Raw genomic sequence first — 13,679 nt, 5'->3', positions numbered from 1 at the left:
GTTATCGCTGAAGGGCGTGAAGAATGAGAAAGGCCGAGCTCGCTTAACGCAGCGCGGCCTGGAGTGCCTTGCGAATGACCGTGGCGACTTCGTCGCCTTCTGCCCCGGCCTCGCGTGCCATGCGTGCAGCCTCGGCCGGCTTGTAACCCAGTTGCTGCAAGGCGACCGTGGCTTCGGACACCGCATCAGGACCCAGCTGGCCGGTGATCGGCGCGCCGCTGCTGAAGTCGGCGGCGCGGTCGCGCAGCTCGACCACCATGCGCTCGGCGGTCTTCTTGCCGATGCCCGGAATGCGCGTCAGCGCGGTGATGTCGCCGCCGGTAACCAAGCGGGCAAACTCGTCCACGCTGACCCCGGAGAGCACCGCCAGCGCAATTTTGGCGCCGATCCCGGTGACTTTTTGCACGTCGCGAAACAGCCGCCGCTCGCCCTCGCGCAGGAAGCCGTACAGCGCGACGCTGTCTTCCTTTTGCGCGTAATGGGTGAACAGGATGACGTCGCGACCGACATCGGGCAGATCGTAGAAGGTGCTCATCGGCGCCTCCAGCTCGTACCCCACCCCGCCCACGTCGATCACCAGCCACGGCGGCTGCTTGTAGGCCAGGATCCCGCGCAGACGGCCGATCACGCGGCACCGCCGCTGCGGTGCCGGGATTGGGCATTGGGGATTTGGGATTGGCTGGATCCCTCGCTGCCGTTAACCACGGCCGCGCACCGCCGCATCGGCACAGCACGCGCGGACCCGCCTTTGCGAATCCCCAATCCCGACTCCCAAATCCCTGCTCTCATTTCTTCCGGCTCCAGGCCTGTTGGGTAGTGACGCCCAGACGCTGCGCGGTGGCGCGGACGTGGGCGTGGGTGATGGCAACCGCCAGTGCATCGGCGGCGTCGGCCTGCAGCTTGCCTTTCAGGTTGAGCATGATGCCCACCATGTGCTGCACCTGCACCTTATCCGCGCTGCCCTTGCCGACCAACGCGAGCTTGATTTCAGTGGCAGCGTACTCGTGCACCGGCAGATCGCGCATGACGACCGCGCAGATTGCCGCGCCACGTGCATGGCCGAGCTTGAGCGCCGAAGCGGCACTTTTGCCCATGAAGACCTTTTCGATCGCCACTTCATCCGGCCGATAGGTCTCGATCAACTCGCCCAACCCGTGCAGCAGGCGCTTGAGCCGCTGCGCAAAGTCGCCCTCGCCCAGCAGCACCAGCGGTGCGTGATGCACATGCCGGCTGCGACCGCCCTCGTCGATGTCGATGATGCCGACCCCGGTGCGCTGGGAGCCGGGATCGATGCCCAGGATGCGGGTCATCGAGGGGCAGGGAATCGGGAGTCGGGAATCGGGAATGGGTAAAGCGGCCTACTGGCGTGCTCGACGTCGCCGAGCACCGCAGGATGCAGTCGTTTCGATTCCCGATTCTCCATTCTCAATTCCCGGCGCCTACGCGCCGAAACTCGATTGATCGACGTTCGAATACACGTCCTGGACATCATCCAGGTCTTCGAGCAAGTCGAGCAGCTTGCGGACCTGCAGCGCGGTGTCGCCGTCGACAGCGATGTCGTTTTCGGCGCGGAAGGTGACTTCGGCGTGGGCCGGTTCCAGGCCGGCCACGGCCAGGGCGTCCTTGACCTGGGCGAAGGCATCCGGGGCGGTCAGCACGTCGATGGCGCCGTCTTCCGGGTACACCACCACGTCGTCGGCGCCGGCTTCGATCGCCGCGTCGGTGAGGGTGTCTTCATCGATGCCGGCGGCAAAACTGAGCACGCCCAAGCGCTTGAACATGAAGGCCACCGAGCCATCGGTGCCCATGTTGCCGCCGCATTTGCTGAAGGCATGGCGCACGTCGGCCACGGTGCGCACGCGGTTGTCGGTCAGGCAGTCCACGATCACCGCCACGCCGCCGGGCGCGTAGCCCTCGTAGCGCACTTCTTCGTATTCCACGCCTTCCAACTCGCCGGTGGACTTCTTGATGGCGCGTTCGATCACGTCCTTGGACATGTTCGCCGACAGGCCCTTGTCCATGGCGGTGCGCAGGCGCGGATTGTTGGACACATCGCCGCCGCCGGCGCGCGCAGCGACGCTGATCTCGCGGATGATCTTGGTGAACATCTTGCCGCGTTTGGCGTCGGAGGCGTTCTTGCGGCCTTCGATCGAGGGGCCTCTACCCATGGGTGATTCCAGACTGGCTTGGATGACAGGGCGCGGATTTTACCTGATTGCTTGCACTCACCGGGGCCGCGACATCCGCTAGCGGATGTTCAAGACGAAAAGCGGCCGCTGCGCAGGAAGGCCAACGCCTGCCGGGCGGCCTCGGGCGAGCGCAACAGCCCGCTGTGGCTGGCGTGCACCACGCAGTGGTCGCGCAGCCCGGGCAGACGGGTTTCGGCCAGCGCCACGGTGCCGTCCGACCCCTCGGCCAGCGGCGCCAGCCAGCGGCCGACCCCGCGCGGCACGCATCCGGCAACCTGGCCGATCTCGACCTGCCCGTCCCAGCGCGCAAACCCTTGCTGCAGCAGGGCGGCGCTGCGCCCCATCGCCCAGACGCCCCCGCGCCGCGCCAGCCCGCGCGCAGCGGCGCTGCCGCACAGGGGCGAGCCCAGGCAGACCACGCGACGCACCGGTAGGTCGGGGGCATCGCACAAGGCCTGCAGGGCCATCAGCCCACCCAGGCTGTGGCAGACCAGCAATTGCGCGCGACTGGTGCGCAGGCGTTCGATCAAGCGTGGCACCGCCTGGGCCGGCCCGCCGAGCACGCTGGCATAGCCGAACAACGCAGGCGCCAGCCCATCGGCGCGCATCCGGCGCGCGAGCGGCAACAGCCAGTGCGCGGTATTCCAGATGCCGTGCACCAGCAGCACATCGGCGGTGGTGGCGGCCGCGCGCTTGCGCGGACTGCGCCGAGGGATGACGGGGATGGCCGACGATGCGTTGGACAAGGACGTGGTTACCGGAAGGGAAGGTGAGCGTCAGGCGAATGTCTGACGCGCATGGGGTCTGCAGCACCGACTGCGCGATTGCGATCGTAGGCTCGCTGCGCCGATCTTGCGGCAAGCGCAGTCGCGCCGGAGAAGGACAGAATGCCTTGCCTTGCCTTGCCGCAACGGCAAGGCAGGCCTGGCTGGAGCGGCGAATACACCGTAGCGAGCGGCTGCCAGGCGGGCGCGGATGGCGCACGGGAAACGGCCTGCCCGAGCGATCCATGCCGATTCCGCAGCACCGGCCGCGCTGGTCCGATGCGCGTGCAGTCGTTTCGGTCGTCGCGCTTAGTCCGCCGCCAGCACCGGCTTGCGGCGCAGGATGAACTCGCGGTCGACGATCTTGCCCACCGGGAAATCGTATTCGCCGATTTTTTCGAAACCGTAGCGGGCGTAGAAGCGCTGCGCGCCGAAGTTTTCCGACCACACACCGATCCACAAGGTGTGTGGGCCGTCGCGCTCGAGCCATTCCAAGGCGGTTTCGAACAGCCGGCTGCCCCAGCCGCTGCTCTGGTAGTCCTTCAATAGATACAGGCGCTTGAGTTCCCGGTCGCCGGGGCGCACCTCGTCGTGCGGCAAGCCGCATGGGCCGGCGGCGGCGTGGCCGACCAGCAGGTTGTCCAGCTCCAGCAACCAGATCGCATAGTCCGGATGCGCCAGCACGATGCGCGCACGCTCCACCGCATAGGTCTCTTCCAGAAAACCGCGCAGGTCTTCTTCCGGATACAGATGACCGAAGGTTTCGGTAAACGTCTGCGCAGCCAGAAGCGACAGCGCTTCGGCATCGTCCGGCGTGGCGCGGCGGATGCGGGTCATGCGGGCCTCTCGTGCCGGGTGGACGTGGCAGCTTCTCGCATGCGGCGGCGGTTCTGCAACTTGGGGAATCGGGAATCGGACAAGCATCTGCGGTGCCGGGATTACCCGTGTGCAGGATTCGGCATGGGCGCTGATGGTTTTGGCAAAGTGCGCGACGCTGGCTGCGCACCGTAGCGCGTCGGAAAGATAACCACGACGTGCGAGTCGCGGCCATGTACTAGCGCAACGCCGGTCGGTTCGGAACGGACCTAAAAGCAAACCGCCGCCGGTTGAACGACGGCGATTGGGGGGCCGTTCCCCATGCACAGCCTCAGACCCTGGGGCTGACGGTTCTGCCAAAGTACGCAGCGCTGGCTGCGCTGGGCGCCTTGTGCAGATGACCACGCACACCGCATGGCCATATGCTCGCGCAGGTCAGACCTGCTTGGGGCGCACCTGCACGTGCACTTCGGCTAGCTGCTCGGCGGCGATCGGCGATGGGGCGTCGGTCATCAGATCCTGCGCGCCGGTGGTCTTGGGGAACGGGATCACGTCGCGGATCGATTCGGTGCCGGCCATCAGCGCGGCGATGCGGTCGATACCGAAGGCGATGCCGCCGTGCGGCGGGGCGCCGTAGTTCAACGCATCCAGCAGGAAGCCGAACTTGGCGCGCGCTTCTTCCGCGCCGATGCCGAGCAATTCGAACACCGCGCTCTGCATGTCCGGGCGGTGGATACGGATCGAGCCGCCGCCGATTTCATTGCCGTTGAGCACCATGTCGTAACTGCGCGACACCGCAGTGCGGGCGTTGGCGCGCAGGTCGGCGATATCGTCCACCGCCGATGCGGTGAAGGGATGATGCAGGGCGACGTACCGCTGTGCTTCGTCGTCCCACTCGAACATTGGGAAATCGGTGACCCACAGCGGCGCCCAGGTATCGGCGACCAGCTTGAAGTCCTTGCCGGCTTTCAGGCGCAGCGCGCCCATGAAGTCGGACACCTTGTTGTAGCCGCCGGCACCGAAGAACACGATATCGCCGTTGCCTGCACCCACGTGCTTGAGCAGCGCAGCGAACGCTTCTTCGGAAAAGAACTTGGCGATCGGCGAGCTGACTTCGCCGGTCTCCGACAGCTTGATGTAGGCCAGCCCCTTGGCACCGTATTTGGCGGCATGCGCGGCATAGTCGTCGATCTGCTTGCGCGACAGCGCTGCGCCACCGGGAATGCGCAGCGCAGCCACGCGGCCGTCGGCATCGTTGGCGGCGGCGGTGAACACCGGAAATTCGCTGGATTTGACCAGCTCGGCCACATCGATCAGTTCCAGCGCGATACGCAGGTCCGGCTTGTCCGAGCCATAGCGACGCATCGCCTCGGCCCAGGTCATGCGCGGGAACTGCGCGGCCAACTCGACGTCCACCACTTCCTTGAAGATGGCGCGGATCATGTCTTCGACGAAATCCTGTACATCGCGCTCGCGCACGAAAGCGAATTCCATATCGAGCTGGGTGAATTCCAGCTGGCGATCGGCGCGCAGCGCTTCGTCGCGGAAGCAGCGCGCGATCTGGTAGTAACGGTCGAAGCCGGCCACCATCAAAATCTGCTTGAACAGCTGCGGGCTCTGCGGCAAGGCGTAGAACTCGCCCGGATGCATGCGCGCCGGCACCAGGAAGTCGCGTGCGCCTTCCGGGGTGGCCTTGGTCAGGATCGGGGTCTCGATATCCAGGAAATCGCGCGCGTCCAGATGGCGGCGCAGCGCCTGCACCAGCTTGATGCGGGTGCGCTGCATGCGCTGCATTTCCGGACGGCGCAGGTCCAGATAGCGGTACTTCAGGCGGGTTTCTTCGCCCGGATTTTCGTGCGCATGGAACGGTAGAGGCGCCGCCTTGTTGAGGATGGTGATGCGGGTGGCGATCACTTCGACCTTGCCGCTGCGCAACTTGTCGTTGACCGCATGCCGCGCACGCACCACGCCTTCGACCTGCAGCACGTCTTCGTAGCCCAGGCTGGCGGCCACCGGGAACACCTCGGCGTTCTCCGGTTCCACCGTCACCTGCACGATGCCTTCGTGGTCGCGCAGGTCGATGAAGCACACGCCGCCCAGGTTGCGGGCCACGTCGGTCCAGCCGGCGAGAGTGACGGTTTGGCCGATCATGGTCTCGTCGACCAGGCCGCAGAAGTGGGTACGCATCGAAAGCTCCGCTGAAAACCCGACGCAGGCAGCGCCGGAAAGCCGGATATTCTGGGGCCGGCGGGCGGCAGGAGCAAATGCGGCGACGGTCACCGGCGCTTAAGTCAGCGCCCGGCTGAATAGGCGCCACGCCCCTCCCGTACCAAGGACGTCACGATGCTGCGCACCGCCCTGCTGATCTCCGGCTTCAGTCTTGTCGCCCTCGCCGGCGCCCTGGTCAGCCGCCCCGCCGCCGCGCAGGACCGCGGTTTCAATGGCCCCAGCATCACCTGCTCCAGCAACGATAACCGCCGCCGCGAGTGCGACACCCCGTTCCGGGGGCGCGCTGCGCTGGTGGAAAACATCTCCGGCACCCGCTGCATCGAAGGCCGCAACTGGGGCAGCGACCGTGGCCGCGTCTGGGTGGACAACGGCTGCCGCGGCCGCTTCGTCGAGGCCCGCGGTGGCTGGGGCGGTGGTGGCTGGAATGGCGGCGACGACCGCCCCGGCAATGCGGCCGCCGGCACCGTGCGTTGCGAAAGCCGCGACCAGCGCCAGGCGATCTGCAACACCGGCTGGCGGCGCGCGACGATCGTGCGTCAGCTCTCCGGCACGCCCTGCGTGGAGGGCCGTAACTGGCACCAGGAAAACGGCCGGATCTGGGTGGATGACGGCTGCCGCGCCGACTTTGCGCAGGCCCGTGGCGGTGGCGGCTGGGATCGCGATGATGGCTACGGCGGCCGTGACGATCGCCCGCGTGGCGACTACTCGGTGACCTGCAGCAGCGACGACCGCCGCCTGCGCAGCTGCGACTGGGACGTGCGCGCCGGCCGCCCGGTGCTGACCCGCCAGTTGTCGAACACCCGTTGCGAAGAAGGTCGCACCTGGGGCTTCGATCCGCGCCGCTCGGCGGTGTGGGTCAACGATGGCTGCCGCGCGCGGTTCGACGCGCGCTGAGGTTTCCGGGCTTGGCGTCCTTTGTGTTTGTCGCAACAGGCCGGTTCGTGATGAACCGGCCTGTTTGCGTTGGCGCTTTGCGGTTTTGCAACAAGATGAGCGGCCGCACTATCTGAGCGACAGATTGGCGGTGGCAGGACCGAGGACGCTATTGCTGCCGGCCGGGCTGACTCAGTCACGCGCAATCAAGCGTCGCTATCCATTTTTAGAGCGGCCCACCAAACGTAGCGCGCCGTTGTCAGGTGCGCGTGGACGGCTTACAGGAGCCAGAGTCTGCGCGTGGCAATAAGGATGCCGAGCACCGGCCGCGCCCGCATAGCGGTCAGCGCCGTCGTTTTGTCCGCCGCTTTTGGCCGGCTCTCAACTTCCCCACGGCGCCGGAGGCAAGGGCACCGGCCGGGTGAGATCGAACTCCACCCGAAACAACCGCCCGCCCGGGCGACTCAGCTCATACACCACGCTGCGCCCGGGCTGGACCTCCATCGCCCAGACGTTGTGCAGCGAGGCGGTGGCGCCCAATCGCTTGAACAAGGCAATCGACTCGGCATCCACCGGGAATTCCTGACGCGTGGCACTGCCCGCGCCACCGCTGTCGCCGCCGTACTGGGTCAATGCATCCGCGCTGCCATCGGCATGCCGATGGTCGTGTTTGAGGCGTAAACCGGCCTGCGTGCGGGTCAGCACCCAGGTGCGCGAGTGGTCGTCGCCCACATGGAACGGCACCCGCAGCTCGCGGCGCGGGTCGGCGCAACCGCGCACATGCATCACCAGCGCCTTGCCAGCGAACGGACTCGGCGTTGTCGATGCGGGCGTGTCGACCAGGACACGACCGGCAAATGCCTGCCCGCAGTGCGCCGCAAGCGCGGAAAGAAAGCGGTCGACTGGCACGACGGCGGTGCTGGGCGGCGGGACGGCGCTGGCGCAGCCGCTGATCGCGATGGCCAGCAGCCACGGCGCCAAGCGCGACATCGTGCTGACGACGCTGCCGCGCATATCGACCATCACGCCGCGCCGGATGCCGGCTTTGCGGCGGGCGCGGCCGGTGCGGCTGCGGGCTTGCTGTCGCTGGCCGCCGCCGGCTTGGCATCGCCGCCGCCTGCGCTACTGCTCTCGGTAAGGTTCTTCTTCTTTTCGCCAGCCGACTTGAAATCGGTCTCGTACCAGCCGCTGCCGGATAAGCGGAACGACGGCGCGGTGACCTGGCGCTTGATGGTGGCCGCCGCGCAGGACGGGCAGGTCTGCGGATCGGGGTCGGCCATCTTCTGCAGGCGGTCGAACGAGTGGCCGCAGGTGGTGCACTGGAACGCGTAGATGGGCATGACAAATTCGCTGAAGACGATGCAAGGGCGCCGATTCTAGACGGATGCGGGCATGTCGGCGCAATGATCGAATCGCGCGCTGGCGCATGGCCGGGCTGGCGGGAGAGTGCTGGCCAGTGACCGACGCATTGCGGATGCACGTGCGGTGCGTCGGGCCTCTTGGCACGTTGGGGCGTCTCGCAGGCTGGACGCTTGAGGCTGCTGGCGGCTGGCTGTTGGCTGTTGGCTGTTGGCTGTTGGCGGCGGCATCGAGACGAGTAGCGGATTCGCTGAGTCAACGAAGACGCTTTCGGCCTGCTCGTCAGTTACGGTCTGGAAGGCTCTCCTGATCTATGGAGCGCGGCTTGACCACGCCATTTTGATCTTGCACTTCCGGCGGCGCTCTTTCACCAGCGTGGACCTGGCACTCAGAGTAGCTAACAAAACTCCTTCGCTCACCGTCAGGCGGACGCGGCCTGTCCGCGGAATTCTCATGTAGCACTCGTACACCCAGGTTTCTGCGTGCCGTTCGCAAGCACCTGATGACTGCTCGCTACGTCTTGTTCGCTGCTCTAAATGCAAGCCGGCCTGCGTCTCCGCCAATACATGGTGATAGCGCAACCCCATTCCATCGGTAGCGAGCTGCTCAGCCATCGCCACCTGATCGCGTTATGCGAGCCACATCGATCGAGTCGCAGCAGCGTGGCTGCTACACTCGATCGCGTGATCGACGCGCCTTTCCCCCCACGAGGGCCGCATCCATGTTGCGGCTGACTGCCCTGTTGCTGGGCGTTGCCCTGCTGCTGACCGGCAGCGGGCTGCTCGGTACGTTGCTTGCCGTGCGCGGCGGTCAGGCCGGGTTCGATGCGCGTGCGCTGGGCCTGATCATGTCCGGTTACTTCGCCGGCTTTTTTCTCGGCACGTTTTTCGCACCGCCGTTGATTCGACGCATCGGGCATATCCGCGCATTTGCGTTCTACGCATCGCTGGCGGCCATTGCCGTGTTGTTGCATCCGATCTGGCTCGACCCCTGGGGTTGGGGTGTGTTGCGCCTGGTCACCGGCGCTGCTCTAGTGGGCTTATACACGGTGATCGAAAGCTGGCTCAACGCCGAGCCGGATGCACGCCGACGCAGCCGGGTTTTCTCGGTATACATGGCGATCAATCTGTCGGCGCTGGCGCTGGGCCAGATTCTGCTGACCGCCGGCGACGCGCGAGCACCGGCCATGTTCACGCTGACCGCCATCCTGATCTGCGCGGCGGTGATGCCGGTCGTCACCACGCGCTTGATTCCGCCGGAGGTGCCGCAGGTGTCACGCCTGCGCCTGAAAACGCTGTATGCGCTGGCGCCGGTCGCCACCGTCGGCGCCGGGTTGTCGGGCTTGGCGATGGGTGCGTTCTGGGGTTTATTGCCGGTGTATGCCAACCGCATCGGACTGGATGCAGATGGCGTGGCGATGTTCATGCTCACCGCAATCGTGGGCGGTGCCGTGCTGCAATGGCCGATCGGGCGCATCAGCGACGGGCACGACCGACGCATCGGCCTGGTCACGGTGAGCGTGCTGGCCGCCGCCATCGCCATCGCTGCTGCAGTGCCGATGGTGCAGTCGCAGACCACCGTCTTGTTCATGCTGTTTTTCGTGTACGGCGGGCTGGCGTTTTCGCTGTACCCGTTTGCGGTGGCGCACATGCTCGATTACCTGCCACGCGAAGACCTGCTATCGGGCTGCAGCAGTCTGTTGCTGGTGCATGGCGTGGGCGCTGCCATCGGCCCGGCGCTGGCGGGCGGGGCGATGCAGAAGTTCGGCCCTGCGGCGCTCCCGGTCTATTTCGCAGTGATGTTGTTGGCGCTGGCCGGTTTCACGCTGTCGCGCTTGCTGCGGTTTGCACGTCGTCGCACGCATCCCATCGCGTTCCGGCCGATGCTGCGCACCACGCCATCGGCACTGGAATTGATGCCGGAAACCCAACAGATCGAAGCAGCGCCAAACGCCAAGAAGCGCTGAGAACGCGATGTCTCGGTCGTAAGCTACCGACGCTGGTGCGATACGCGGGATACAGCTCGCAGCGGCATGTATCTTTCGCACAGGTCTGGTCTGCGTGAGATGCCCACACGCCCTGCCGGTTGCTCGCGATGTTTTGTCAGCCACTTCAGGACCTGGAGCACCCGTTGTGGTGCGGCTGGACGCTTTGAATGCGTCGAGTGCAGCGCGTGGATCTGCGCTTTGCTGCAGGGCCCTTGCCAGCCCACCATCGCAGGACACGCTGCAAGTACGTCCATGTAAGCTCTTTGGCGGCATCCATGCCGCCAAAGGTCCCGCGACGGTGGGCGGGCAAGGGCCAGTGAAGAGGGTCGGTGTGCGCGGCTTTCAATAAAGCGAGCAGCACACGTTCTGGCGCGGTGTCCTCACCGCTTGCGGGACCCTGTGGCGGCATGGATGCCGCCACGGAGCGTCCATGGATGGATTCACAGCGTGTCCCGCAAGCGGTGAGGACATCGCGCCCTCGACCAACCGACCAAGCAGCTTGCGCATTCCCCAAACAGCGTTGGATCGCGCGCGGTGAAGACACCGGCCCCGACCAATCGAACACGCTGCTTACGCACTGCAAATAGCGCTGAATCGCACTCCGCCTAGGGGTAGAGAAGCTGCGCACATCCACCCAGTGATCGCAGCCCATCTGTAGCGCGGTCATCATCACGCAATGCAAGCACGGCAGTCTGCGGCCACCTCCCCCGCTCGTTGGATTGCAATGGATTTGACCACCTGCCCGCGCGTGCGACATCCGGCCACGCTTGCCCTGCTGCTGGTTCCATTCGCCCTGCCCGCCTACGCGCAGCAGGCACCGGATGGCGCCACACCGGCAGTGCCGAGTTCAGAAGTGTTTGCCAGCGGCGAGCAGGTGTCCACGCTCGATCAGGTGCAGGTGGTCGGGCAGGCAATGACGTACTCCAAGACCACCGTGAGCAAGGAAATGCTCGACCGCCAGTTCGTGCTGGGCAGCGTCAACGACGCGCTCAACGAACTCCCCGGTGTGGTGGTCACCGAAGCCGATGCATTCGGCTCGTCCGATTGGGGCACGCAGATCAGCATGCGTGGCTTTGTCAGCAACCGCGACACGCAGCAGATCGGCACCACCATCGATGGCGTGCCCAACGGTGGCTCGGCGTATGGCGGCGGCTCCAAGGCCAACCGTTTTATCGACATGCCGGACCTGGAAACGGTGGAAGTGAGCCAGGGCACTGCCGATATCGCGTCGCGCTCGAACGAGGCGCTGGGCGGCACACTGAATTACCTCACCGGCGAGCCGCTCGAAGAACAGCGTGTGCGCGTGATCGGTGGCATCGGCGACAACCAGGCGCGCAAGTATTACGCGCGCTACGACACCGGCCTGCTGGGTGGCAACACGCGTGCCTGGATCAGCGGTTCGTCGGCGCGCAACGACGACTGGATCGACGGCAGCGGCCACACGAGCCGCGACCATCTGGCCGGCAAGTTCGTCAGCGCGTTGAACAAGTGGACGCTCAGCGGCTACGCGTCCTACGACGATGCCGACGAATCCGAATACACCAGCGTGACCCCCGAGCAGTTCGTGCGCGACCCGGAACACGATTTATTGACCGGCACGCTCACCGGCATTCCGTATCTGGATCAGAACTACCGCTCCGGCTCGCGCGCGCTGCGCAAGAACACCTTCGGTTATTTGCGCGGCGCCTTCGATGGCGGCAATGGCTTCAAGACCACGCTCACTGGCTACGCGCATCGCATGCAAGGCCGCGGCGACTGGATTCCGCCGTATCTGGTGGACGTCACCAACGATGGCGCCGGCGCGCCGGAATCGGAGGCGCGCGGCGGCAACACCGTGTATGCCGGCAGCGACCTGGGCAAGCTGTATTACCTGACCCCAGGCGGCGCGGCGGCAACGCTGCTGGCCGGTTGCGCCGGCAGTGCGGCGGTGCCGGCCGAATCCAATCCGGCCTGCTATCCGGCAGGTTCGGTACCGGTGCAGTCGTATCGCCATAGCCATTACGACAATCACCGCGCCGGTGCGATGGCCGATGTGGAATGGCGCCACGACCTGGGCCCGATCGACAACACCGTGCGTGCCGGCGCGTGGCTGGAACGTTACGACCGCAGCGTCACCCGCGACTGGCATCGCCTGCTCAATGTCGGCACCAACATCAGCTTCGACCATCAGCCGTACTGGGTGCAATTCAAGGACAACTACCAGACCGACGAGCAGATGTATTACGTCGAAGATGTGATGCGTTACGGCGCCTTCGCCTGGCGCGTGGGTGTGAAGCAGTTCTTTCTGGACCAGACCCGCGACCGCCGCATCGGCGATGCGCAGCATGTGGAGTCGGATGCGCACTCCGACCCGCTGCTCTCGGCGGGCCTGACCTGGACCACGCCGGTGCAGGGGCTGGAAGCCTTCGCCGGGTATTCGCAGAATTTTGCCGCGATTCCGTCCGGCGTGCTGGGCGAAACCGACCCGGCCGCACTCAGCCGCGTGCAACCGGAAACTGCCGACAATATCGAGCTTGGCCTGCGCATCAGCCGCTGGCCGTTGACCGGCAGCGTGACCTTGTACGACATCCGCTTCGACAATCGCATCGTGTATGTGCCTGCCAACTTCGTCAGCGGCATCGACTATCTGGGCGAGACCGACGGCGTGTATGAAAACTTCGGCGGCGTGCATGCGCGCGGCGTGGAAGCGGCGCTGGGCTACGGCTGGGACAACGGCTGGCGCCTCAATGGCGCCTACACCTACAACAAGGCCGATTACCTGGGCAGCGGCGATGCCGCGCGCGACACCGCCCTGGATATCACGCCCGGCGCGCAGGTGATCGGCCAGCCGCGCAACACCTTGGTGGTCTCGGCCGACTGGCGTGGGGAAGCATGGCGCTTCGGCGTGTCCGGTCGGTATCTGGGCAAGCGCTATCTGGATGCGTCCAATCGCGCCGCGCTCAATGGGGTGACCACCTTCAATGCGAATCTGGGCGTGGAGCTGTCGCAGCTGTCGGCGCAACTCAAGGGCCTGCAACTGGCGCTCAATGTCAGTAACCTCACCGACAAGCGCTATCTGGAAGGCGTGGACGGCAGCGATAGCGCCTTTATCGCCGCGCCGCGCACGCTGGGGCTGACGCTGACGCTGGATCTGTAACGGCCACCTGCCATGCTGACGCGCACGCCGGGACTGTCTTCCTCTCCCGCTTTGCGGGAGAGGGCTGGGGTGAGAGCACAGCGCCCCCATCCGCCCTTCAGGCACCTTCCCCCGCAGGCGGGGGAAGGGACTCGGGCGGGTTCAGCCACTCAATAGCGCCTTCATCGCCGCGCCGCGCACGCTGGGGCTGACGCTGACGCTGGATCTGTAACGGCCACCTGCCATGCTGACGTGCACGCCGGGACTGTTTTCCTCTCCCGCTTTGCGGGAGAGGGCTGGGGTGAGAGCACAGCGCCCCCATCCGCCCTTCAGGCACCTTCCCCCGC

At 65.9% G+C, this 13,679-nt stretch carries 11 protein-coding genes and 2 other RNA genes; 4 read left to right on the top strand and 9 right to left on the bottom strand.

Going from position 1 to position 13,679, the window contains the following annotated elements; translation table 11 throughout:
• Positions 1–43: 43 nt before the first annotated feature.
• The 6 genes from ruvA to aspS form a co-directional block, all read right to left on the bottom strand.
• Positions 44–628: a Holliday junction branch migration protein RuvA gene (gene ruvA, locus VC212_RS09165; RefSeq protein WP_055849084.1), complete on the bottom strand. Its 585-nt coding sequence runs from the start codon at positions 626–628 to the stop codon at positions 44–46.
• Between the two features lie 157 nt (positions 629–785).
• On the bottom strand, positions 786–1,310 hold the full coding sequence (gene ruvC / locus VC212_RS09160; protein ID WP_323515488.1) for a crossover junction endodeoxyribonuclease RuvC: 525 nt from the start codon (positions 1,308–1,310) through the stop codon (positions 786–788).
• A gap of 129 nt (positions 1,311–1,439) precedes the next feature.
• Complete coding sequence (locus tag VC212_RS09155) at positions 1,440–2,168, bottom strand: YebC/PmpR family DNA-binding transcriptional regulator (RefSeq protein WP_311240208.1); 729 nt, start codon at positions 2,166–2,168, stop codon at positions 1,440–1,442.
• Positions 2,169–2,257: 89 nt separating this feature from the next.
• Positions 2,258–2,935 (bottom strand): alpha/beta hydrolase, encoded by a 678-nt coding sequence (locus VC212_RS09150; RefSeq protein ID WP_323515489.1) that lies wholly within the window; start codon positions 2,933–2,935, stop codon positions 2,258–2,260.
• Positions 2,936–3,262: 327 nt separating this feature from the next.
• Entirely contained in the window at positions 3,263–3,790 is a 528-nt protein-coding gene (locus tag VC212_RS09145) for a GNAT family N-acetyltransferase (RefSeq protein ID WP_055849071.1), read from the bottom strand.
• Between the two features lie 414 nt (positions 3,791–4,204).
• A complete protein-coding gene (gene aspS, locus VC212_RS09140; RefSeq protein ID WP_323515490.1) occupies positions 4,205–5,956 on the bottom strand; it encodes an aspartate--tRNA ligase in 1,752 nt (583 codons plus the stop codon).
• Positions 5,957–6,112: 156 nt separating this feature from the next.
• Here aspS and VC212_RS09135 point away from each other — a divergent pair, with 156 nt between their 5' ends.
• Positions 6,113–6,892 (top strand): DUF3011 domain-containing protein, encoded by a 780-nt coding sequence (locus VC212_RS09135; RefSeq protein WP_055849066.1) that lies wholly within the window; start codon positions 6,113–6,115, stop codon positions 6,890–6,892.
• 212 nt (positions 6,893–7,104) lie between these two features.
• Here VC212_RS09135 and VC212_RS09130 read toward each other — a convergent pair.
• The 3 genes from VC212_RS09130 to VC212_RS09120 all read right to left on the bottom strand — a co-directional run bounded on the left by VC212_RS09130 (position 7,105) and on the right by VC212_RS09120 (position 8,211).
• Positions 7,105–7,179, bottom strand: a non-coding RNA gene (locus VC212_RS09130) — sX9 sRNA.
• 73 nt (positions 7,180–7,252) lie between these two features.
• Entirely contained in the window at positions 7,253–7,885 is a 633-nt protein-coding gene (locus VC212_RS09125; RefSeq protein ID WP_323515496.1) for a hypothetical protein, read from the bottom strand.
• Positions 7,886–7,893: 8 nt separating this feature from the next.
• Entirely contained in the window at positions 7,894–8,211 is a 318-nt protein-coding gene (locus tag VC212_RS09120; RefSeq protein ID WP_055849062.1) for a zinc ribbon domain-containing protein, read from the bottom strand.
• Between the two features lie 472 nt (positions 8,212–8,683).
• Here VC212_RS09120 and VC212_RS09115 point away from each other — a divergent pair.
• The 3 genes from VC212_RS09115 (at position 8,684) to VC212_RS09105 (ending at position 13,353) form a co-directional block, all read left to right on the top strand.
• Positions 8,684–8,759: non-coding RNA, sX9 sRNA (locus tag VC212_RS09115), on the top strand.
• 192 nt (positions 8,760–8,951) lie between these two features.
• Positions 8,952–10,196 carry an MFS transporter gene (locus VC212_RS09110; protein WP_055849059.1) on the top strand — a complete coding sequence of 415 codons (1,245 nt, stop codon included), beginning with the start codon at positions 8,952–8,954 and terminating at the stop codon, positions 10,194–10,196.
• A 745-nt stretch (positions 10,197–10,941) separates the two neighbouring features.
• Entirely contained in the window at positions 10,942–13,353 is a 2,412-nt protein-coding gene (locus VC212_RS09105) for a TonB-dependent receptor (RefSeq protein ID WP_323515491.1), read from the top strand.
• Positions 13,354–13,679 lie beyond the last annotated feature (326 nt).

The sequence above is a fragment of the Xanthomonas sp. WHRI 8932A genome, assembly GCF_035012785.1.
GTDB lineage: Bacteria > Pseudomonadota > Gammaproteobacteria > Xanthomonadales > Xanthomonadaceae > Xanthomonas.
Note: the sequence above shows the minus strand (reverse complement) of the source record. Positions and strands in the feature narration are given on the sequence as shown.

Bases quoted from the DNA above. Each gene is read 5' to 3' on its own strand.
- ruvC (WP_323515488.1), bottom strand. From the start codon at position 1,310: ATGACCCGCATCCTGGGCATCGATCCCGGCTCCCAGCGCACCGGGGTC.
- aspS (WP_323515490.1), bottom strand. From the start codon at position 5,956: ATGCGTACCCACTTCTGCGGCCTGGTCGACGAGACCATGATCGGCCAA.
- VC212_RS09155 (WP_311240208.1), bottom strand. From the start codon at position 2,168: ATGGGTAGAGGCCCCTCGATCGAAGGCCGCAAGAACGCCTCCGACGCC.
- VC212_RS09125 (WP_323515496.1), bottom strand. From the start codon at position 7,885: ATGCGCGGCAGCGTCGTCAGCACGATGTCGCGCTTGGCGCCGTGGCTG.
- VC212_RS09110 (WP_055849059.1), top strand. From the start codon at position 8,952: ATGTTGCGGCTGACTGCCCTGTTGCTGGGCGTTGCCCTGCTGCTGACC.
- VC212_RS09120 (WP_055849062.1), bottom strand. From the start codon at position 8,211: ATGCCCATCTACGCGTTCCAGTGCACCACCTGCGGCCACTCGTTCGAC.
- VC212_RS09105 (WP_323515491.1), top strand. From the start codon at position 10,942: ATGGATTTGACCACCTGCCCGCGCGTGCGACATCCGGCCACGCTTGCC.
- VC212_RS09145 (WP_055849071.1), bottom strand. From the start codon at position 3,790: ATGACCCGCATCCGCCGCGCCACGCCGGACGATGCCGAAGCGCTGTCG.
- VC212_RS09135 (WP_055849066.1), top strand. From the start codon at position 6,113: ATGCTGCGCACCGCCCTGCTGATCTCCGGCTTCAGTCTTGTCGCCCTC.